Source organism: Streptomyces araujoniae (assembly GCF_050871195.1).
Taxonomy (GTDB): domain Bacteria; phylum Actinomycetota; class Actinomycetes; order Streptomycetales; family Streptomycetaceae; genus Streptomyces; species Streptomyces bacillaris.
Window position 1 is genome coordinate 2577512 of sequence record NZ_CP194070.1, and the last position, 20068, is coordinate 2597579.

A 20068-nucleotide genomic window follows, 5' to 3' on the forward strand; every position below is an offset into this window, starting at 1 on the left:
TGCCCCGGCTTCCTGCATAGACGCACGGGATCGGGCAGGCGCTCACCCTGTCCGGACTGAGCGACCTCCAGGAGACCGCGAACCATGGCTGACTTTCCTCACCTTTCCCGCCGAGGCTTTCTCAATCGATCGGCGGCCGTGGGTGGCCTGTTGGTCGTTCCCGGCCTCCTGACCGCCTGCAGCAAGACCGATGCGGGGGCCGCCACCGGCGCGGGCGCGCTCGACAAGCTGCGGGAGCAGGGGTTCGTCCGGGTGGCGTACGCCAACGAGGCGCCGTACGGGTACATGGAGGGCAAGGAGCTGAAGGGCGAGGCGCCGACGCTGCACCGGGAGATATTCAAGGCCCTGGGCGTGGACGAGCTGAAGCCGACGCTCTCCGAGTGGGACGGGCTCATCCCGGGGCTTCAGGCGGGGAAGTACGACGTGGTCAGCGCGGGCATGGCGATCACCCCGGAGCGCTGCGGCAACGCGATCTTCTCCGAGCCGGAGTTCATCTCCCCGACCGCGCTGATGGTGCGGAAGGGCAACCCCAAGAAGGTCACCGACCTGGACTCCGCCAAGGAGGCCGGGATCACCATCGGTGTCATGTCGGGTGCGGTGGAGGGCAGTTACGCCAAGGGGGCGGGCATCCCCGAGGGGAGCATCAAGACCCTCCAGAAGCCGCAGGACGGGGCCGACGCCGTCAAGGGCGGCCGGATCGACGCGTTCCTGCTCACCGGCATCTCGCTGCGCTGGCTGGCGAAGACCAACCCGGACACCGAGGTGACCGAGCCGTTCGTGCCGCAGATCGACGGCATGGCGCAGTTCTCCCCGGGCGGCGCGGTGTTCCGCAAGGGCAACGAGGATCTGCGGGACTCCTTCAACCGCGAGCTGAAGAAGATCGTCTCCGACAGCTCGCGCTATGTGCAGCTGCTGGAGCCGTACGGGTTCGGAAAGTCGGAGATCCCGCCGGAGGACCTGAAGACCGCCGACCTGTGCAAGGGCTGACGGGACGGGCGGGTGCGCACGTATGAGTGACTTCTTCTCCCTCCTCGCCGAGGAGTTCCCCCAGGTCCGCTCCGGGCTGTGGGTGACGCTCCAGGCCACCGTCCTCGGCGCGCTGCTGGCCCTGGTGCTGGCCTTCGCGCTCGGGCTGGCCGCGGGCAGCCGGATGCTCCTGGTCCGCGGGGTCTCCCGGGTGGTCGTGGAGTTCTTCCGGGGCACCTCCCTCTACATCCAGCTGTTCTGGCTCTACTACGCGATGCCGCTGGTGACCGGCTACGAACTCACCCCGGTGATCTGCGGGGTGGTGGCCTTCGGCCTCAACTTCGGTGCGTACGGCGCCGAAGTGGTGCGCGGTGCCGTCAACTCCGTACCGCGTGCACAGTACGAGGCGGCCATCGCACTCAACCTCAGTCCCTCCAGGCGGCTGTGGAAGGTGATCCTGCCGCAGGCCTGGGTGCAGATGATCCCGAGCCTCACCAATCTGCTGATCCAGCTGCTGAAGGCGACCCCGCTGCTGTGGCTGATCTCGGCCGCCGATCTGATGACGGTGATCCAGACGCTGCGCGACCGCACCGGTGAGACCCTCACCGCCTATCTGACCCTGCTGGCCGCCTACTTCGTGCTGGCCTACGCGCTGACGATGCTGATGAACCTGCTGGAGCGGAGCGCCAAGCGGCGGCTCGGCCTGGAGACGGGCGCCACCAGCCTGTTCAAGAGCCGCAGCGCGTCGACGGCCACCGTGGGAGGTGCCCGGTGAACGGTTTCGACTGGAACGCCCTCGGTGAGTCCCTGCCCCTGCTGCTGGAGGGGTTCCGGGTCACCCTGCTCGCCACCGTGCTCGGCACCCTGGTGGCCGCCGTCCTGGGACTGGCGGTCGCGGTGGCCGGACGCGCGCCCAGCAGATTCGTGACGCTGCCGGTGCGGGCGGTCGTGGAGTTCGTCCGCTCCACCCCTCTCCTGGTCCAACTGGTCGGCGCGGCGGCCCTGTTCAGCTCGGTGGAGCCGCTGTACATCGGGATCGCGGTGCTGGGCGTGCACTACGCCGCGTACACCTCGGAGGTCTACCGGGCCGGGATCGACGGCGTACCGAAGGGGCAGTGGGAGGCGTGCCGCGCGCTGTCGCTGTCGCCCCGGCGCACCTGGCAGGCCGTGATCCTGCCGCAGGCGGTGCGCAACGTGCTGCCCGCCCTCGGGAACTACGCGGTCTCGATGTTCAAGGAGACCCCGTTCCTCGCCGTGATCACGGTGCAGGAGATGGTCTTCGAGGCCCGGAAGTACGGGGCCGACCACTTCGCGTACACCGAGGTCTTCACCCTCGCCGGCCTGATCTTCCTGGTCGCGAGCTACCCGACGTCGCTGCTGATGAGAAAGCTGGAGAAGCGCCTTGGCCACTGAACCCCTGCCCCTGAGCAAGACGGAGGCCCCGGCCCCCGAGGACGCCGTCCCGGCGGCCGGGCGCACGGACGGGCCGCTGGTCCGCTTCGAGAAGGTGGTCAAGCGGTACGGCGACCATGTGGTCCTGGACCAGCTGGACTTCACCGTGGAGCGCGGCGAGCACGTCACCCTGATCGGGCCCAGCGGCTCGGGCAAGACCACGATCCTGCGGCTGCTGATGACGCTGGAGAAGGTCAGCGACGGGGTGATCTGGGTGAACGGCTCCCCCCTCTCCCACGTCCGCACCCCGGGCGGGGCGCTGGAACCGGCGGGCGAGAAGCAGCTGCGGGAGTCCCGGAAGAAGATCGGGATGGTCTTCCAGCAGTTCAACCTCTTCCCCAACATGAAGGTGCTCCAGAACATCACCGAGGCGCCGATCAGCGTCCTCGGCAAGGGGCGCGAGGAGGCGGAGGCGCGCGCCCGGGAGCTGCTGGAGCTGGTGGGGCTCTCCGACAAGATCGACGCGCACCCCTCCCAGCTCTCCGGCGGCCAGCAGCAGCGGGTGGCGATCGCGCGGGCGCTGGCGATGGAGCCGGAGATCCTGCTGCTGGACGAGGTGACCTCCGCGCTCGACCCGGAGCTGGTGGCCGGGGTGCTGGAGCTGCTCGGCGACATCGCCCGCAACACCGACATCACCATGCTCTGCGTGACCCATGAGATGAACTTCGCCCGGGACGTCTCGGAGAAGGTCCTGATGTTCGACGCGGGCCGGGTCGTGGAGTCCGGGACGCCGGAGAAAATCTTCTCCGACCCGTCACACGAACGTACGCGCGAGTTCCTCAACGCGGTGCTGTGACCTTGCAGTTGAGTCACCGCTCATGCCATTGGCATATGCCCGACGGGTGCGCCCCAGCTGACAGGGCCGGGGCGCACCCGCCCGCTTGTCAACTGCCACCCCGAAACCGGTGCCCGGCGGCTATCGTTGGGCCGAAGCTTGCGGTCACAACCTTTTAGGGGGACACCGTGGCGTTGAAGCCCGAGCCGACCGCACCGTTCCACTCGGTGCAGTACGCCCTGCGCGTACTGGAGTCGGTCTCCCGGCACGGCAACGGTGTGACCAATGCCCAGATCTCCCGCGAGACGGGCCTGCCGCCCGGCCACCTCGCTCCCCTGCTGCTGACGCTGCGCCGCGAGGGCTATGTCGAGCAGGTCAGCGACGGCGCGTACGTCATGGGGGCCTCGCTGCTGCTCCTCGGCTCGGGCCCGGCCCGCCGCCAGGCTCTGGAGGGGCGGCTCCAGCACGCCCTGGACCAGCTGCGCGACTCGGTCGGCGCCGCCGTCTACCTCAGCCGGTACGTCGACGGCGAGGTCAGCGTGGTCCAGGTCTCCGACGGGCCGCTCACCCCGGCGGTGAACGAGTGGGTGGACTTCCGCTCCTCCGCGCACGCCAGCGCGGTCGGCAAGTGCCTGCTGGGCCAGCTCGACCACGCGGGGCGGCGCGACCACCTCTCCCGGCACCGGATCGCCCGGCTCACCTCGCGGACGATCACCAGCGAGAAGGTGCTCCTGGCCAAGCTGGAGGCCCAGCCCGCCACGGTCCCGGTGCTGGATCTCCAGGAGTACGCGGTGGGCACCGTCTGCGCGGCGGTCCCGCTGACGGCCGGGTCCACCGCCGGCTGCCTCGCCCTCTCGCTGCCGATCGAGGACGCCCACCGGCTCCGCGAGGCGGCCGACACCCTCAACCGGCGCGCGGCCCCGGTGCTGCTGTCGCTGGCCCTGTAGGGCCCGGGATCCAAGGCCCGGGACCCAGGACCCGGGAGGCGCCTCGGGAGGGCCGGCGGCGGGGTGTCATCAGCACCCCTCCGGACCAGGTATTATTTTCGAGTCAGCAGGCGCCGTTAGCTCAGTTGGTTAGAGCAGCTGACTCTTAATCAGCGGGTCCGGGGTTCGAGTCCCTGACGGCGCACGACACATCTGTGGGCGGTCTCCTTCGCGGAGACCGCCCACAGTGCTGTTTCCGGCCCGGTTCAGCAGCCGCCCACCGCAACGGCGACCCCGGCTCAGGGCCGCCGTGTCGAACCACAGCGGAAAATGCACAGGCGCCCTAGGGGCTACCCGCGGGTGATCAGAACCTCACGTCCGAGCAGGCGTAGAACGCGTTGGTGGTGTCCGCGACGTTCCAGACGGCCAGGATGATGTGCTTACCGGTCTTCTGGGTGGGGATCGTGCCCTGGTGGGTCAGCGTGGCCGGCGGCTGCTGGTTCCCGTACGGCACGGTCATGAAGGGCTGCGACTCCAGCGCGGCCCGGGTGAGCGGCTTGGTGGAGTCCCAGCCGTTCTTGGTGATGTAGTAGCGGAAGTCGCTGGTGGAGTGGCGGGCGGTGAACTGCCAGCGGAAGTTGTAGCCCTGACCGCCGGTGACCTGCGTGGCGGGCCAGTTGCCGCCGCGCGGGTCGTCCAGCTGGGCGAACTGCCCGTTGCCGCCGGCGCAGATCTTGCCGTCGGCGGGACCCGAGGCCGGGAAGCCCTTGGGCCCCTCGACGCTCTGCGGCTCCCACTGGATGTTGCCGCAGCCGGTGACCGTGCCGTTGGCACAGAGTTTCTGGCGGCTGATGGGGGTGTCCGTGTAGCCGTGGCTGCTGGCGCTGGTGGTCGCGAGGACGGAGACGCCCGCTATCGCCAGGCCGATCACGGCCGCGCTTGCCTTTTTCCGCATTGTCGCTCCTCTAGAACGTGGGGGAGGTTCCTGAGCATTGCTCGACATGCTGCGCGCTTGGTGCGTGGTGGGTGGGTACTGCGGTCTAGACCAAGTCTTAGATTATTGACGCTTCATGAACATGTCCAGACCAATAAGCATCGGATTCCGGAGCGCCGGAAGGGGCCCGGAGTGGTCTCTCCGGGCCCCTTCCACCACGCGCGATCCGCTCGCGGTGCGCTCAGGCGCCGTCCCCTCCGGCGCTGCGGCCGGTGTAGAAGGCAACCGTCAAGTCCTTGACCAGCGCTTTACGTTCGTAGTCGTCCAGCTCGACGATGCCGCGCGTGGTGAGCCGGTTGACGGTGTCGTCGACCGCGTCCACCACCGAAGTCAGCACGCTGTCACGGTGCTTGGCGTCGATGGCGGCAATCCGCCGCCGCTGCATCGCCGCCGCCACCTCGGGGGCGTACTCGATGCCGGTGGGCTGCGCCGAGTAGACCTCGACCCCGACCGGCTCGCAATCCGCCTTCAGCATCCGGGTCAGCGCGTCCCCGACCGCCTCCGCGTCACGGAGAGTCGGGGCGTCCTCGTGGAAGGCGTCGGCGGGGAGTTGGGAGAGCACCCGGGCCATGGCCGACTCGACCTGCGCGCTCAGATACGCCTCGTGGTCCTCGATCCCGAGGGCGGCGCGCACGGTGTCCTTGATCCGCCAGACCACCAGGACGACCACGCGCAGCGCGGTGCCGTTGGCGTCGACGGCGGGGAGCGGTTCGCTGCGCCAGTGCCGCAGGCGTACGTCGACGCGGCGGCGCAGCAGGATCGGGGAGATCCAGACGAGGCCGGTGCGGCGGACGGTCCCCCGGTAGTCCCCGAAGAGCGTGAGCACCCAGGCGTGGCCGACCCGGCCCCGGCCGAGGCCGCCGAGGGCGAGCACGACGGCGGTGACCAGGAGGGCGAGACCGGCCCAGACCCCGGCACCGATGCCCTCGTACGGGCGGGGGGTCAGCCCCACGGTGCTCTGTACGGCGACGGGCAGGGCGCCCCGCCACCACAGCAGCGCCAGACCGCCGAGGAGTCCGGCGGCTCCGGTGAGCAGGGCGGCGTACCCGGAGAGGGCGGGGCCGGGGCGCTCGGCGAGGCGGGGGTCGGCCAGGGGGGCGGGCCGGGTGGCCGGCTCGACGCGGGGGTGCGGGGAGCGGGGGCGGGGGGCGCGGTCGGAGGGAGCGGGGGCGGTGTGCGCGGCCTGGCGGGCGACGGTGGTGGGGAGGGCGGTGGGCTCGGTACGCCGGGGGGCGTCGTCGTCGCGGAAGAGCAGGTGTACGGGGATGGCGGCGGTGGACTCCCCGGCGATGAGCGCGTGGCGACGGGAGTGGGGCGGGGGCTGCGGAGCCGGTACGGAGAGGGAGGGCGTGGGGGCGGGGGCGCCCTGGGCGCCGGTGGCCTTGTCCGCGTCCTGGGCCTCGGCCCCGGCCCCGGCCACCGCCGCGATCCCGGCCCCGGCCCCGGTCCCGGCCACCGTGCCGGCGTCGGCCCCGGTCTCCGCAGCGGTCCCGGTCTCCGCGACCGCGTCGGCGCCTGCCCCGGTCTCCGCCGCGCTCCTCGCCCGGTCCGCCTGCGCGGCGGGGGCGGGGGCCGGGCGGGGCCCCGCCTCTTCCCCGTACGCCGGAAGCGGGGTCCACTCGCCCGAGGGTTCCGTCCTCGGACGCCGTACGGGCCGGAAGAGCCCGAGGCCGTCCGCACGCTTCGCACCGCTGACGGGCCGGAAGGACGACCGGTCCACCGGCTCCGGGATCTCGGCTTCCCCCTGGCCCAGGCGCGGGCTCCGGCCCGGGTGCTCCAGGCTCACCGGCGGGAGGGGGCTGCCCGGGGGTGAGGCCGGACCCGAACCCGGGCCCGGATCGGGGTCGGGGACGGGGGCGGAACCGGGGGCCGGGGCGGGGGCTGACCCGCCCGCGCCCCGGGGGTCCGAGGCCGGGGCCTGGGCCGGGGCTGACTCGCCCGCGACCCGGAAGTCCGAGGCCAAGGCCGAGGCGGGGGCGGGGGCCGGGGCCGACCCACCCGCGACCCGGGAGTCCGAGGCCGGGGCGGGGGCCGTCCGGTCCGTCGCGCCGGGACGTGAGTACCCGCCCGGGCGGGCGTCGAGGTCAGGGCCGGGGCCCAGGTCCCGCCCCGGCCAGGTCCCGCCCGCCCCCGTCCGGCTCGGCGTCGGGTCCAGGCCAACGAACAGATCCAGATCCGGAACCGAGACCGACTCCCGGGCCGGGGCCGGAGCCTGTGCCGAGGCCCGGCCCCGCGCCAAGTCCGGGTCCAGAGCCGAGGCCTGGTTCCGGGCCAGGTCCGAAGCCGAGGCCGGGTCCAGCGCCGACGCCCGACCCCGCGCCAAGTCCGGGTCCAGCTCCGAGGCCAGGCCCCGCGCCGGGTCCGGAGCCGAAGCGAGGTCCCGCGCCCAGTCCGGTGCCTGGCCCGAGGCCGGACCCCGGGCCAGGTCCGGAGCCGGAGCCGAGGCCGAGTCCCAGGCCAGGTCCGGAGCCGGGTCCAGCGCCGGGGCCGGAGCGCCCCGGCCCTCCCCCACCGGGCTCCGGTCCAGGTCCAGGTCCAGGTCCAGGAGCGGGTCCCGGCCGGTCACCGGGGCCGCTGCCTCCGGCGGCCCCGCGTCGGAGCCCAGGTCCGGGTCCAGGTCCAGCGGCGGTCCCGAGGCCGACGGCGTCGCCGGAGCCCCTTCCTCCGCCCCGCTCCGCTCCTCCCTCGGGCGGAACAGGGGTGGCGGGGTCGCTGCGGGGGGCTGGTGCAGGGCCACTCCGTCCACCAGGGGCATCGGGGTCTCGCCGCGAGGGGCGAAACGGTCGTGGTCGGTCGGGGGGTGGGGGTTCTGGTCTGGGGTCACCGGTTCCCTGTTCCTTTCCGTCATCCGTCGGGTCATCGGGTCCGTCGGGCCTCGGAGGCCCAGGGGCTCGCCGCAAGGTCCGGGAGCCTCAGCGGCTCGGGGCCTCAGCGGCTCCGGGGGCTACTGGGCCCGGAGCCTCGGCGGTCCCGGGGCTCCAGGGCTCGGGGCCACAGCCGCTTCCGAGGATCCGGGGCTCGGGGCCTCAGTGGTCCCGAGGCTCCAGGGCTCCGGAGCCCCGTGCTCGCGGCCTCAGGCGAAGAGCCGGCGCCAGGTCTCCGGCCCCGGATATCCGTCGGCCGCGCTGCCGCGCCAGCCCTGGGCGCGCTGGAACGCCTCGACATTGCGCCGGTCCGCCTCGGTCCAGCGGGGGTCGGGACCCGACACGTAGTGCTTGCCGTATCCCTTCTTCACCAACTGTCTGCCGAGCCGCTCGACATGGCCGTTGGACTGACCCGGCTGGAAATAGCCGCGCCCGGGGAAGACCACCGAGGTGTTCGGGCTGCCGCCCGTCGCGGCGGGCGGGATGTCGCGGCCGGTGCCCGAGGTCAGCAGACGCCAGGTGTCCGGACCGGGGATGCCGTCCGCCTCCGCGCCCTTCCACCCCTGGGCCTGCTGGAAGGCCTGCGTGGCCCGCCGGTCGGCCGCGCTCCACACCGGGCCGGGTCCGATCTCGTAGAACCGCTTGCCGCCGCGTTCGACCAGCATCTCGCCGAGCCGGGTGACATGGGGGTTGTTCGCGCCGGGACCGAACTGGCCGGTGCCGGGGAAGGCCGTACCGGAGCCGGAGCCGGGGTTGCCGGCGCTGAGGCCCCTGTAGCGGTAGGCGATGTACCGGTCGGAGTTGTTCCAGTACGCCATGGGCGTGGACTGCTTCCGCGTCTGCGGGCGCGCCTGCTCGTAGGCGATGTAGTGGGTGCGCCGGTAGTCGGTCCAGCCGCCGAAGATCGTGACGTGGGAGCCCTTGGAGGGGTCGGCCGGGTTGTGGAAGAGGAGCATGTCGCCGGGCTGGAGGTCGGCGCGGGCGATCCGGGTCGCGTAGTTCGCGAGGCTGCCGGTCCACTCGTTGGTGCCGAGGTTCCAGGCCATCGAGACATAGCCGGAGCAGTCCTGGCGGTACCCGTCCGACCAGTACTTCTCCATGCTGTACGGGACCTTCGCGGAGACCCACTTCTTGGCCCGGTTGATGATCTCGGCCCGGGTGGTCTTCGCCAGGACAGCGTTGTCGGACGGCGGTCCGGAGGCGCCGCCGCCCTTCAGCGGGCCCGCCTCGCCCTGCGGGGTGGCCGGGACGGGGGCGGGCTCCTCGTCGGCCCGGGGCACCCCCGCGGTGGGTCCGGCGGCGGCCGCGGCACCGGTGGCCCCGCAGGAGAGGACCACCCCGGCGGCGGTGGCCAGGACGAGGGCGCGGCGGGCGCCGTGCGCGGCGGGGTGGCCGCCGTACCGGACGGCGACGGCCCGGGCGGCGGTCCGCCGTTGCACGGCGCACCCCGCACAGGTGCAGTCGATGGCGGGCTCGTACTCCTCGAAGACCGGCACAGTCATGCGATTCCCCTCCGCACTCGTCACTCGTCAAGATCTTTGGGCGCAGCTGCGACCGGGGTGAGCGTCTCAACTCTCCCGACATAAGGCATTTTGACGGACCAATGAGAAAAAACGACCATCTGACGTGGCGTGGCGGCAGGTAAATGGTCCGGAGCACTCTTCGGGGTCGGGTAGAGTTCTCCAGGTCAGCAGGCGCCGTTAGCTCAGTTGGTTAGAGCAGCTGACTCTTAATCAGCGGGTCCGGGGTTCGAGTCCCTGACGGCGCACGCACCATCAAGGCCCCCTCACCAAAAGTGAGGGGGCCTTGATCATTCCCCGCCCGGAGACCGGCGACACCGACGCACCATCAACGCACAGCGACACCGGGAGTGCGGAGCATCACGAAACGGCCCGGGGGAGGCTCCGGGGCGCATAACGCCGGCTCTTCACGCCCCACCACCGGCAGAGCCCTGACCGGCTCTCCCGGGTGCGGCCCCTCCCCCGCTCCGCGACCGGGGCGCTACCCGGTGGCGCGGGCCAGGCCGAGGGCGTACTCCGGCCACCAGTCGCCCGCCTTCGGGCCGCCCTTGCAGTCGCCGTCGGACTCGCCGGGGCGCTTGATCCAGAGATAGGCGTCGACCTTCGTGTCGCCGGTGCGCGTGGTCGGGGGCTCGCCCAGAGCACGGCCGGGCGGGTTGCACCAGTTCTCGGCGGGGTCGCCGCCCTCGTAGGGACCGTTGCCGTTGCGGCTGGTGTCGATGACGAAGGGCTTGCCCCCGACCCTGTCCGAGAGCTTCTTGCCGAACTCCGTGCTGACGGCCGTCGTCAGGAAGTTGGAGACGTTGAGCGAGAAGCCGTCCGCCCGTTCGATGCCCGCCCTCCGCAGCGGCTCGTGCAGGGCGTCCGGCGACTGCCAGGCCGCGTTGCCCGCGTCGATGTAGACCCGGGTGGCGGGCTGCCGCTTCAGCCGCTCGACGGCGGACCTGAGCAGGTCGTACCGCTCGTCGTGGTGCTCCTGCGGGGTGCAGCCGTCGACCAGGTGGAGCAGGGCGTCCGGCTCCAGGATCACGGTCGCCCGGCGGTCACCGATGCCCTTCGCGACGCCGTCCACCCAGGCCCGGTAGGCGTCCGCGTCGGCGGCTCCGCCCCTGGAGAACTGGCCGCAGTCGCGGTGCGGGATGTTGTAGAGGACGAGCAGCGCGTACCGGTCGGCCCGCGTGGCGGCGCCGGTGATCCGCCGCACCTCGCCCTCGGGGTCGTCGGGGCCGATCCACTCGCCCGTCGGCCGCTCGGCGATCTTCCGGATCAGGCGCGCCTTCTCCCGGTCGCCGTCCTGCTCGTACGCGGCGACCTGACGGGCCGCGCTGCCCTGGGGGTTCACCCAGTACGGGTCCTTCTCCCCGGGCTGCCGGCCGATGGCCGGGGAACCCTCGGAGGCGCCGCCGTCACCGCCCGAGCAGCCGGTGAGGAGGAGGGCGGCGCAGACCGCCGCCGTCCCGGCCGACCTGATGAGACCGGTGTGACTGCCGTACATCCGCTCCCCTGGGGTGCACTGCCCCGCCCCGGCCTGCCTGCTGCCGGGCGGGGCTCTCTTTTCGGGCCATCCTGGCACAACGGTCCGTCCCGCCCGGTCACAGAGAGGCACCGGGTTCCGGACATCCTGTTCGCAACCGGCGCCTCCGGGGTACCCGTCCCCCTACAGTGGCGGCAGAGATCGCCCCCGTACCGCACCGACCTCCCGTACCGCGCCGGGCAACTCCCGCGGCCCGGTGCACGCGGTCGAGGCCGGCCCGGTGAGCAGCCCGGCGACGGGTGTGCTCACCGGGCCGGGGATCCTGCCGAGCCCTTCACCGGGGATCCTGCCGAGCCCTCAGGCGGTGTCCCGGGTCACTGAGCGGTGTCCCGCGTCCCCGTGAGGTAGGCCGAGACCACGACGTTGGCGCTGTACGAGCGGCTCTTCTTGTCGTACGTCCCGCCGCAGGTGATCAGCCGCAGCTCCGCCCGCCCGGCGACGCGGGGCCCGTACGCCTTCCCGGCGTCGAAGCGTTCGCGGGTGACCACCTGGACGTCGTCCACGGTGAACTCGGCGACGCTGCCGTCGTCCCGGACCACCTCGACCTTCTCGCCCGGCCGCACCGTGCTGAGCCCGTAGAAGACGGCGGGCTCGGTCTCGGTGTCGACATGGCCGACCAGCAGGGCGGCTCCCTCGGCGCCGGGCCGGGTGCCCTTGCCGTACCAGCCGGCCGTCTGCGGCAGGTCGTACGGCGGTGGGTCGATGGCCCCGTCCCTGTCCAGACCGCGCGGGACGACCGGGGCGTCGATCCCGACCGAGGGGACCCGCACCGTGCGCGGGGCCACGCCTTCGACCGGTTCGTGTGCCGGGGGCAGCGGGGCGCCGAGCGGGCGGCCGACGGCGGCGACATCGCCGGTGGTCGGCGCGGACATCGCGCCGGACGCGTCGCGTCCCCAGAGCCAGAGACCGAGAAGGAGCACGGCCCAGGCCACTCCCGTGAGCAGTCGCCCGGTGCCTGCCGGGCGGGCGGGGGCGGACACGTCAGTCCATGGCCGCGTCGCGGCGGCGGCGCGAGGTGCGCAGGGCGACGGCCGCGGAGGCGACGGCGGCGAGGACGAGTCCGGTCACCGCGTGCCGGACGCCGGGGCCCTCGGACTCGGCTCCGCGCTCGGCGAGGGTGGCGGTGCCTCCGCCGCCGGCCTTGACGGGGGCGACGGGCGAGGGGCGGGTGTGGTGGATGACGGTGAGGGTGCCGGTGGCCTTGCCCTTGCCGTTCTCGCAGGTCACCCAGACGTCGTAGGTGCCGGGTCCGGCATCGGAGCGGACGGTGGCCTCGGCGTAGATCCCCTTGTCGTCGGCCGGGCGGAAGTGGGCGACCGAGGCGAAGGCGTCGGAGTTGCCCTTGGCCGACCTGCCCTTGCCGCAGGCGTCGGTCCAGAGTTCCACCTGCCCGCCGGGGGCGATCGTGGACGGGGTGACCGAGAGGGTGGAGCCCCTGCGGTCGTCGTCACCGGCACGGGCGGCCGGGGATGCCTGGGCGGCGGATATCGGCAGGGCTATGAGCGCGGCCGATATCGCGGCACAGAACGTGATGGGCGCTGAACGCATCGTGAACCTCCTAGGGGAAGGTTCACGCCTGTCCCGGCGGCCCGCATCCGCAGTCCCCCATTCGAGCGACGGAGGGAGGACCGCGGACGCGATTCCCGCAGGTGAGGGGCGGTGCGGCCGATTACGTCCGGTCGGCCTGGTCCGGCAGGTCGATGAGGTCCACCAGGTCGGCGATGGAGTCGACGACGTGCGACGGCCGGAACGGGTAGCGGTCGATGTCCGCGGTGCCCGTGAGACCGGTGAGGACCAGGAACGTCTGCATCCCCGCCTCCAGCCCGGCCAGCACGTCGGTGTCCATCCGGTCACCGATCATGGCGCTGGTCTCGGAGTGGGCGCCGATCGCGTTGAGCCCGGTCCGCATCATCAGCGGGTTGGGCTTGCCCGCGAAGTACGGCTCCTTGCCGGTCGCCTTGGTGATCAGCGCGGCGACCGAACCGGTCGCGGGCAGCGGGCCCTCGGCGGACGGCCCGGTCTCGTCGGGGTTGGTGCAGATGAAGCGGGCACCGCCGTTGATGAGCCGGATCGCCTTGGTGAGCGCCTCGAAGCTGTACGTACGGGTCTCGCCGAGCACCACGTAGTCCGGGGCGTGGTCGGTGAGGACGTATCCGATGTCGTGCAGCGCGGTGGTGAGCCCGGCCTCGCCGATGACGTACGCCGTGCCGCCGGGGCGCTGGTCGTCCAGGAACTGGGCGGTGGCGAGGGCGGAGGTCCAGATGTTCTCGACGGGCACGTCCAGGCCCATGCGGTTGAGCCGGGCGTGCAGGTCGCGCGCGGTGTAGATGGAGTTGTTGGTGAGGACGAGGAAGGGGAGCCCGGAATCCCGCAGCCGCTTGATGAAGGCGTCGGCGCCGGGGATCGGGGTGCCCTCGTGGATGAGGACGCCGTCCATGTCGGTGAGCCAGGAAGTGATCGGCTTGCGATCTGCCATGTGCGGGGACTCCTGCCATGCGTGCTGCGTGCTGGGGGTGCCCGGACCACGCCGTCCCGGCACCCCCAGCATAATTAGCCGACGCTGATCTTGACCCCGTCGATCACCCAGTACCAGTTGTTGCTGCCGGTGTAGTGGAACCGGAAGCTCACGTTGGTCGCCCCGGCCGGGACGGCGAGGTTCAGCGACTGCGGCTGGGAGATGACCTCGGTGGTGTACGTGCGCACGACGGTCGGGGTGCCGCCGTTCCAGGAGGCGAGGACGCGGGCGCTCTGGCTGCCCTCGGGGCGGTAGAGGGTGGTGAAGTCCAGTGTCACGGAGGACTTGCCGCCGACCGCGTACGCCGGGGTGACCAGCGTCGAGTCGAACCGGCCCGACGAGGCCTTGTCGTCCCACTCGTCGGAGTCGGCCACCGCGAAGATCCCGCGCGCGCGGACGTTCAGCTCACGGGACTGGTCTCGCTGGGTGCGGCTCCAGAACTCGTCGGTGGCGAAGGCCCAGCCGCGCCACTCGGCCACTCCCCCGGTGCCCATCGCGGAGTTGATGACCGACCAGCCGCTGGGCGCGGTGTGCGTCCAGCCGAGCACCCCGGCCGGGATGCCGGTCTCGTCGACCCGGCCGGCGAGCGCCGGGTACAGGGTCTCGAAGGGGTCGGCCGAGCGCTCCTGGACCGGCTTGCCGTCCAGGCCCCAGGCGGGATCGGGGACGATGCCGAGCTGGTTGAAGACGGTGGCGGCCACATCGACGAGCCGGGTGTCCCCCGGCGTGGCACCGGCGGCGATGCCGGGACCCTGGGCGAGGACGAAGGTGCGCCGCTCCTCGATGGAACTGCCGCCGTGGCCACCGGCGTCGGTGTGGCCGTGGTCGGTCGCGACGATGACCGTCCACCGCTCGGTGGAGTGGCTGGGGCGGGCCTTGATCGCGGCGAGGAACCGGCCCAGGTAGCCGTCGACGGTGGCGATCGCGGCGCGGTACTGGGCGTGGGCAGCGCCGAGGTTGTGGCCGACGATGTCGACCTGGCCGAGGTAGGCGAAGACGACGTCCGGGTTCTGGTGGCGCAGGATCGACTCGGTGTCGGCGGCGATGGTGGCGTCGTGGCCGGTGTAGCCGTCGCGGTCGCCGTCGAGGACGAGCTTGGCGTCGGCGCCCGCGGTGACGGTGCCCTGGGCGTCCAGGGGCTTCCAGTCGACGGCCGCGTAGGTGGAGAGTCCGGGGCGGACCTGGGCGAGGCGGGCGAGGAAGCCGGGGTAGCGCGTGTAGTTCTTGCCGGCGAAGGAGTTGTCCCTCACGCCGTGCTTGTCGGGCCACACACCGGTGGAGATGGTCGACCAGCCGGGCCCGGAGGAGGTGGCGGCCATCGGGTTGGTGTACAGCAGCGAGGTGCCGTACGTGCCGTTCGCCATCATCCCCTTGAGGTGCGGGGCGTTGGCGGCGGCGATAACGTCGTGGCGCAGGCCGTCGATGCCGACGACGAGCACCTTGTCCTTGCTGGTGCCGTCGGGAAGCGTGGGCGGGGCGGCGTACGCGGTGGTGGCGGTGGCGAGGGGGCCGACGGCGGCGACGGTGGCCGCGGCGGCGGTGGCGGCGAGCACGGAGCGCCGGGAGACGGTTCGGGACACGTGATCCTCCGGAGGGGGACGGTGACACGGGGACGGGGCGGGGCTGACTGCAACTCGCTTCTGGACCAGACCCGTTACCTTCGCGAGACGGGCGGGCGGAGTCCAGGGCACGCGGGACGGGACGGGCTGCGCGGGGTGTGTGGTGCGGGATGTGACCTTGGCAGGGGTCCATGGCCGAAAGGTGACCGGCCGGCTGCCGGTGGCCGTCTTCCGGGCGTCGATGTACGGGTCCGGTTCGGTGCCGCTGTCCGCCCGGTCCGACGGTGAGGTCGAGCCGCTCCGGGACCGTGGTCCTCCCGCACGCGGCGCCGACGCCGTCGAACCGGACGCGGCGGGGGCGATGGGGGTGATGGGGATACCGGGTGGCGTTTCGCCCCTCACGCCTCGGCCCGGGCGATGAGGTCCGGCAACTCCGCGATGGAGCCGAGGACATGGGTGGCGCCGGACCGCTCCAGCCGGTCGCGGTCGTGGGCCCCGGTGAGCACGCCCGCGACGATCCCGGCGCCGGACCGTGCGCCGCTGAGCATGTCGTACGAGGTGTCCCCCGCCACCGCGATCCGGCGAACGTCGTCCACGGCACCCGTGCGCAGGAAGGCGGCCAGGACCATGTCGGGGCAGGGGCGCCCCCGGCCGCCCGCGTCGGCGGGGCAGAGGGTGAGGGGGACGAGGTCCTGCCAGCCGAGGGCGGCGAGGACGGCGTCCTGGGTGCTGCGGGCGAACCCGGTGGTCAGGACGACGGTACGGCCTTCGGCGGCGAGCCGCTCGACGGCTTCCCGCGCCCCGGGGACCGGGGCGACGCGGCCGCCGTCGACGAGTTCCCCGTACGCCTCCTCGAAGGCGCTGTTGGCGTACCGGGCCTTCTCCTCCTCCCCGAAGAGGTGGCGGAAGACGGAGATCTTCGACTCGCCCATGGTGGCCCGTACGTAGTGGAGTTGGCGCTCGTGCTCCTCCGATCCCGGCTTCACACCGAGGCGTTCGGCGGCGACGGAGAAGGCCTGCTCGACGAGACCGCCGTCGGCGACGGTGGTGCCGGCCATGTCGAGGACGACGAGGCCGAAGCGGCGGTCGGGGACGGGTGTCGGTGAAGTCGTCGGATACATGGGACACATGGGATTCACCAGCTCAGTCGGTCGGCGGTCGTTTCGGCGATGGCGGGTGCGCACGTCATGCCGCGCCCGCCGGGTCCGGTCACCAGCCAGACCCCGTCGGCCACCTGCTGGCGGTGGACGACGCGCGAGGTGTCGGTGCACTGGGCGTAGACGCCCGCCCAGCGGTGCCGGATACGCGGCAGGGGCCGGCCGAGGAAGGCCTCGACGACCCGGGTGAGGTGCTCGTACGGCTCCTCGACGGTGTCGAAGGCGAAGGGGTGCTCGTACTCATGGGTGTCCCCGATGGTGAGCCCGCCGTCGTTCCGCTGGACCATGAGGAGTTGCATGCGGTGCTCGGCGGCGACCGGGTCCTGCGGCTGGTGGGCGTCGAGGGCGTCGAGGGCCTCGCCGCGGTAGGCGGGGTAGTAGCGGAAGCTGTCGGCGTCGGCGACCGAGGTGGTGAGGGGCTCGCCGAGCGGGTCGGTCTGCATCATCTGGAGGCGGACACGGCGTACGGGCAGATCGGGACCGGCCAGTTCGCGGACGAGCCCGCCGAGCCAGGCCCCGGTGGCGAGGATCACGGCGTCCCCGGTGTGGACGTCGCCGTGGTCGTCGCGCACGGCGGCGGTGCCGACGGCCTCGCGGACCTCCCGCCCGCCGAGATAGGTGTACCGCCCGGAGGCCAGCAGCTCCCGCTTCAGGGCGAGTTGCGCGGTGCGCGGTTCGACCGCCGCGTCCCGCTCGCACCACAGGGCGGCGGTGAACTCCCCGCGCAGGACGGGGTTGAGGACGCGGGCCTCCCCGGCGGTGAGCAGCTTGTGGCCGCGTGCGGCGGCGTCCGGCCGGGCGACGGCGGCCTCGGCGACGACGACTTCGGCGGGTGTCCGCAGCGGGGTGAGCGAACCGCAGGCCCGGAAGCCGACCCCCGGCACCCGCCGCCCGATCTCCTCCCACAACTCCCGTGCTCTCAGGGCGGTTTCCAGCTCCTCGCCACCGGCCCGGCCACTGACCCAGATCTGTCCGAAATTTCGGAGCGATGCCCCGCGCGCCTCGCTCTCGCGCTCGATCTGTACGACCTCGTGGCCGCGGCTGACCGCGTGCCAGGCGTGCATGGTTCCCACCACGCCGGCTCCTACGACGATGACTCTCACGGCGGCCACGCTCCTCGGGGCGGGTGTCACGGACCCGTCCGGTCGACAACGAGATGGTGAACGACCTCACAAGTTTGGACTAGACCCGTTATCTCTTCGTTATCAAATCTCTCTTCGCCGTCACTGAAGGAGAGCGGTCCGTCCCGGGGCTTCCGCCCGCCTCAGCGCCCCTCGTCACCGCCGCCCAGGTGCGTGGTGAAGGAGAACCGGTCCCCCCGGAACAGCGTCCGCACCCGTTCCACCGGCCGCCCCTCCGTGTCCCGGGAGAGCCGGTGGAGCAGGAGCATCGGCAGCGCGGGCGGGGTCCCGACGAGCAGGGCCTCGCGGGGCGTGGCGAGCACGGTCTCGATGCGCTCGTCGGCGTCCCCCAACGCGATGCCGAGCCGCTCGCGGAGGTAGCCGTAGAAGGAGGAGTCGGGGTCGAACTCCGTTTCCAGGCGCGGGAGTCGGGCGACGGTGACATACGTGCTCTCCAGCCCGACCCGCTCGTCGTCGGCGAGCAGCACCCGCTCCAGGTGCCAGACGGGTTCGCCCGGGGCCACCGCGATCTCGGCGGCGAGCGGGCCGGGGCAGGGGAAGCGTTCCAGCCCGATGAGATGGCGGCCGGGCCGCCTGCCCTGGCGGCGGACCCCCTCGGTGTAGCTGGCGAGCGAGAGCGGCTGCTCCAGCTTGGGCCCGGCGACGACGGTGCCGCGCCCCTGCCTCCGCAGCCGCCCCTCCAGCAGCAGTTCGCGCAGCGCCTGGCGGACGGTCTCGCGCGACACCTCGTGCCGCAGGGCGAGGTCCCGCTCGGTGGGCAGGAGCCCGCCCTCGCCCAGCTCGTCGAGGAGGAGGGAGATCCGGGCCTTGACCGCGTAGTACTTGGGGATACGGCCGTGTTCCGGGATGCCGGAGCGGATCGGTGCGCCAGGTGCCTGGTCGTTCGGGTAGTCCACCGCCCGATCCTGGCAGACCCAGGTGAACGGGCAGGTGCGAGGCCTGGTCGGAGCCGGTGGCCTGCGGTACGGGCAGCCGTGGGGGGCGGGGTCAGGGCCTTGGTACGGGGCGGGGTCCGGAGGGACGGGGGTGCGGGGCGGGGTCCGGGGGATGTGGGACGAGGTTGCGGGGTTCGGAGGTGCGGGGCGGGGTCAGCCGGCGGCTCGGCGCATGCGGCGGCCCTGCGCCACGAGGGCTCCGCCGCAGAGGATCAGGATCCCGGCGAGGGCTCCGGCCCAGGGCAGCAGTTCGGGTCCGGTGCGGGCGAGTTCGGGCAGCGGGCGCCCGGTGTCGTAGTGCGGCGGGCGCGCGGGGCGCTCCTGGCCTCCGCCGTCGCCACCGGTGACGCCATCGGTGACGCCATCGCTGGTGCTGTCGGCGTCGCTCCGGGGGGACGCCGAACCGTCCGGGCGGGTGGGGGGCCGGGTGCCGGACTCCGGGGCGGGCTCCTTCCCGGGGCCCGTATAGGCGGGGGTGGGCGTGGGCGCGCCGGAGGAGGTGTCCGTACGGGGCCGGGGCGCCGCCGGGACGTCCGTACGGCCGCCGCTGTCCTCCTCGGCCGGGGTGGCCTCCGGCCGGGGGTACTCACCCGTGGCGCCGTCGACGACCACGAAACGGTACGCCCCCGACTCCCCGACCCAGTCCCCGTCCTCCCGGCCGCCGCCCTTGGCCTTGGCCTGGTGGCGGCGCTGGACGACGGCGGCGTGGGCGGTGACGCGGGCGGGGCCGGTCTCGGAGCCGAAGGCCATCCGGACGCGGACGCTGATGGTGCCCCCGGCCGGGACGGTGAACCCGAGGAAGTCGTCGGAGCCGGAGTTGGAGCCGGAGCCGGATTTGGCCCCGGAGTTGGAGCTGGGGCTGGATGCCGGGCCGGAGCCGCCGAAGACGCCGATCTGCTCGTGGCGGTCGGTGGTCTCCCAGGTGGCCTGGTGCTCGGTGTCGGTGCGGCCGGGTTCGGAGAACTTCAGCTGGACCTGGTCGGCCGTCAGCCCGCGCTCCCCGTCGCTGAGCACCAGCACCGGGTGCAGGGCACCGCAGGCCGCGTCGGTGGTGTTGGTGAGGTCGAGGAACCAGGTGCCGTATCCGCCACCGGAGACGTACGCCTTCGGGGCGTCCTGGATCCGGGCCTCGATGGGGAACTCCTTGGCGTCCGGATCACCGCAGACGGGCTGCTCCTCCCCGGTGTCGGCGGCATCGGCGGCCACGGACCCGGCAGCGGCGGCGGTTAAGGAGGCGGGGGCGGCCGGCCGGGCGACGGCCTGCGGGCCGGCCAGGAGCGCGGCGGGGACCCCGATACCGGCGGCCAGCCCGAGGGCGGTGAGCGCACGGGCGTCACGCAGCCGTGCGCGGGAGGTGGGGGACATGGGGGGACACCCTTCACTGCTCGCGAACGACCGGGGCGGGGGCCACCGGTGGTGGCCTTCGACGCAAACACGCGCGCGCGGGAGCCGGAGAGTCGACATGCCGACACCCGTTCATCCGGTTCATACGATCACCCGACCGACGGACCGCCGGCTGGCGGCCGGTGGCCGACGGACCGCTGACCGCTGACCGACGAGCCGGTCGCCCACGGCCCCGGACTGGCGGGCCGGTGACTGACGGACCCCTGGCCGGCGGAACGGTGACCGGCGGGCCCGTGGCCGGCGGAACGGTGACCGGCGGGCCCGTGGCCGATGAACCGCCGGGCGGCGCACAGGGCAGAGGGGGCGGCCCGGCGGGGGCGTTGTC

At 72.8% G+C, this 20068-nt stretch carries 17 protein-coding genes and 2 tRNA genes; 7 read left to right on the top strand and 12 right to left on the bottom strand.

Annotated elements, in window-relative coordinates:
- Positions 1-84: 84 nt before the first annotated feature.
- From ehuB to ACQ9ZG_RS10905, 6 genes are all read left to right on the top strand, one after another.
- Positions 85-987, top strand: a complete 903-nt coding sequence (gene ehuB / locus ACQ9ZG_RS10880) for an ectoine/hydroxyectoine ABC transporter substrate-binding protein EhuB (RefSeq protein ID WP_028418428.1) — start codon at positions 85-87, stop codon at positions 985-987.
- Between the two features lie 22 nt (positions 988-1009).
- Positions 1010-1741: an ectoine/hydroxyectoine ABC transporter permease subunit EhuC gene (gene ehuC / locus ACQ9ZG_RS10885; RefSeq protein ID WP_028418427.1), complete on the top strand. Its 732-nt coding sequence runs from the start codon at positions 1010-1012 to the stop codon at positions 1739-1741.
- Complete coding sequence (ehuD, locus tag ACQ9ZG_RS10890; protein ID WP_028418426.1) at positions 1738-2379, top strand: ectoine/hydroxyectoine ABC transporter permease subunit EhuD; 642 nt, start codon at positions 1738-1740, stop codon at positions 2377-2379. The genes ehuC and ehuD overlap by 4 nt, the downstream gene beginning before the upstream one ends.
- Entirely contained in the window at positions 2369-3214 is an 846-nt protein-coding gene (ehuA, locus tag ACQ9ZG_RS10895) for an ectoine/hydroxyectoine ABC transporter ATP-binding protein EhuA (RefSeq protein WP_018488818.1), read from the top strand. The genes ehuD and ehuA overlap by 11 nt, the downstream gene beginning before the upstream one ends.
- A 167-nt stretch (positions 3215-3381) precedes the next feature.
- Positions 3382-4140, top strand: a complete 759-nt coding sequence (locus tag ACQ9ZG_RS10900) for an IclR family transcriptional regulator (protein WP_109915485.1) — start codon at positions 3382-3384, stop codon at positions 4138-4140.
- A 110-nt stretch (positions 4141-4250) separates the two neighbouring features.
- A tRNA-Lys gene (locus tag ACQ9ZG_RS10905) sits at positions 4251-4324 on the top strand.
- A gap of 159 nt (positions 4325-4483) precedes the next feature.
- On the opposite strand, the gene ACQ9ZG_RS10910 is transcribed toward ACQ9ZG_RS10905, so the two are convergent.
- The 3 genes from ACQ9ZG_RS10910 to ACQ9ZG_RS10920 form a co-directional block, all read right to left on the bottom strand.
- Positions 4484-5074: a lytic polysaccharide monooxygenase auxiliary activity family 9 protein gene (locus ACQ9ZG_RS10910; RefSeq protein ID WP_028418424.1), complete on the bottom strand. Its 591-nt coding sequence runs from the start codon at positions 5072-5074 to the stop codon at positions 4484-4486.
- 220 nt (positions 5075-5294) lie between these two features.
- A complete protein-coding gene (locus ACQ9ZG_RS10915) occupies positions 5295-7937 on the bottom strand; it encodes an SPFH domain-containing protein (RefSeq protein WP_499280385.1) in 2643 nt (880 codons plus the stop codon).
- A gap of 249 nt (positions 7938-8186) precedes the next feature.
- Entirely contained in the window at positions 8187-9479 is a 1293-nt protein-coding gene (locus ACQ9ZG_RS10920; protein ID WP_499280386.1) for a peptidoglycan-binding protein, read from the bottom strand.
- A 192-nt stretch (positions 9480-9671) separates the two neighbouring features.
- On the opposite strand from ACQ9ZG_RS10920, the gene ACQ9ZG_RS10925 reads away from it, so the two are divergent.
- Positions 9672-9745 (top strand) — tRNA-Lys (locus ACQ9ZG_RS10925).
- A 233-nt stretch (positions 9746-9978) separates the two neighbouring features.
- Here ACQ9ZG_RS10925 and ACQ9ZG_RS10930 read toward each other — a convergent pair.
- The 9 genes from ACQ9ZG_RS10930 to ACQ9ZG_RS10970 form a co-directional block, all read right to left on the bottom strand.
- Positions 9979-10992 (bottom strand): glycoside hydrolase family 6 protein, encoded by a 1014-nt coding sequence (locus ACQ9ZG_RS10930; protein ID WP_109917438.1) that lies wholly within the window; start codon positions 10990-10992, stop codon positions 9979-9981.
- Between the two features lie 353 nt (positions 10993-11345).
- Positions 11346-12011: a class F sortase gene (locus ACQ9ZG_RS10935; protein WP_499280388.1), complete on the bottom strand. Its 666-nt coding sequence runs from the start codon at positions 12009-12011 to the stop codon at positions 11346-11348.
- Between the two features lies 1 nt (position 12012).
- Positions 12013-12579 carry a hypothetical protein gene (locus tag ACQ9ZG_RS10940; RefSeq protein WP_499280389.1) on the bottom strand — a complete coding sequence of 189 codons (567 nt, stop codon included), beginning with the start codon at positions 12577-12579 and terminating at the stop codon, positions 12013-12015.
- A gap of 121 nt (positions 12580-12700) precedes the next feature.
- Entirely contained in the window at positions 12701-13507 is an 807-nt protein-coding gene (locus ACQ9ZG_RS10945) for an HAD-IIA family hydrolase (RefSeq protein ID WP_028418418.1), read from the bottom strand.
- A 74-nt stretch (positions 13508-13581) separates the two neighbouring features.
- Positions 13582-15126 (bottom strand): alkaline phosphatase family protein, encoded by a 1545-nt coding sequence (locus tag ACQ9ZG_RS10950; protein ID WP_109915713.1) that lies wholly within the window; start codon positions 15124-15126, stop codon positions 13582-13584.
- Between the two features lie 377 nt (positions 15127-15503).
- Positions 15504-16226, bottom strand: a complete 723-nt coding sequence (locus ACQ9ZG_RS10955) for a phosphonatase-like hydrolase (protein ID WP_109915712.1) — start codon at positions 16224-16226, stop codon at positions 15504-15506.
- A gap of 14 nt (positions 16227-16240) precedes the next feature.
- Positions 16241-17365: a TIGR03364 family FAD-dependent oxidoreductase gene (locus tag ACQ9ZG_RS10960; protein WP_109915711.1), complete on the bottom strand. Its 1125-nt coding sequence runs from the start codon at positions 17363-17365 to the stop codon at positions 16241-16243.
- A gap of 161 nt (positions 17366-17526) precedes the next feature.
- A complete protein-coding gene (locus tag ACQ9ZG_RS10965) occupies positions 17527-18300 on the bottom strand; it encodes a GntR family transcriptional regulator (protein WP_028418414.1) in 774 nt (257 codons plus the stop codon).
- A gap of 192 nt (positions 18301-18492) precedes the next feature.
- Positions 18493-19704: an LAVTG motif-containing sortase-dependent surface protein gene (locus tag ACQ9ZG_RS10970; RefSeq protein ID WP_499280392.1), complete on the bottom strand. Its 1212-nt coding sequence runs from the start codon at positions 19702-19704 to the stop codon at positions 18493-18495.
- Between the last annotated feature and the right edge of the window lie 364 nt (positions 19705-20068).

What these genes read in the sequence shown, in the direction of transcription:
- ACQ9ZG_RS10910 (WP_028418424.1), bottom strand. Translation starts at nt 5,074, where the DNA reads ATGCGGAAAAAGGCAAGCGCGGCCGTGATCGGCCTGGCGATAGCGGGC.
- ACQ9ZG_RS10920 (WP_499280386.1), bottom strand. Translation starts at nt 9,479, where the DNA reads ATGACTGTGCCGGTCTTCGAGGAGTACGAGCCCGCCATCGACTGCACC.
- ACQ9ZG_RS10970 (WP_499280392.1), bottom strand. Translation starts at nt 19,704, where the DNA reads ATGTCCCCCACCTCCCGCGCACGGCTGCGTGACGCCCGTGCGCTCACC.
- ehuC (WP_028418427.1), top strand. Translation starts at nt 1,010, where the DNA reads ATGAGTGACTTCTTCTCCCTCCTCGCCGAGGAGTTCCCCCAGGTCCGC.
- ACQ9ZG_RS10940 (WP_499280389.1), bottom strand. Translation starts at nt 12,579, where the DNA reads ATGCGTTCAGCGCCCATCACGTTCTGTGCCGCGATATCGGCCGCGCTC.
- ACQ9ZG_RS10955 (WP_109915712.1), bottom strand. Translation starts at nt 16,226, where the DNA reads ATGTATCCGACGACTTCACCGACACCCGTCCCCGACCGCCGCTTCGGC.
- ACQ9ZG_RS10930 (WP_109917438.1), bottom strand. Translation starts at nt 10,992, where the DNA reads ATGTACGGCAGTCACACCGGTCTCATCAGGTCGGCCGGGACGGCGGCG.
- ehuB (WP_028418428.1), top strand. Translation starts at nt 85, where the DNA reads ATGGCTGACTTTCCTCACCTTTCCCGCCGAGGCTTTCTCAATCGATCG.
- ACQ9ZG_RS10945 (WP_028418418.1), bottom strand. Translation starts at nt 13,507, where the DNA reads ATGGCAGATCGCAAGCCGATCACTTCCTGGCTCACCGACATGGACGGC.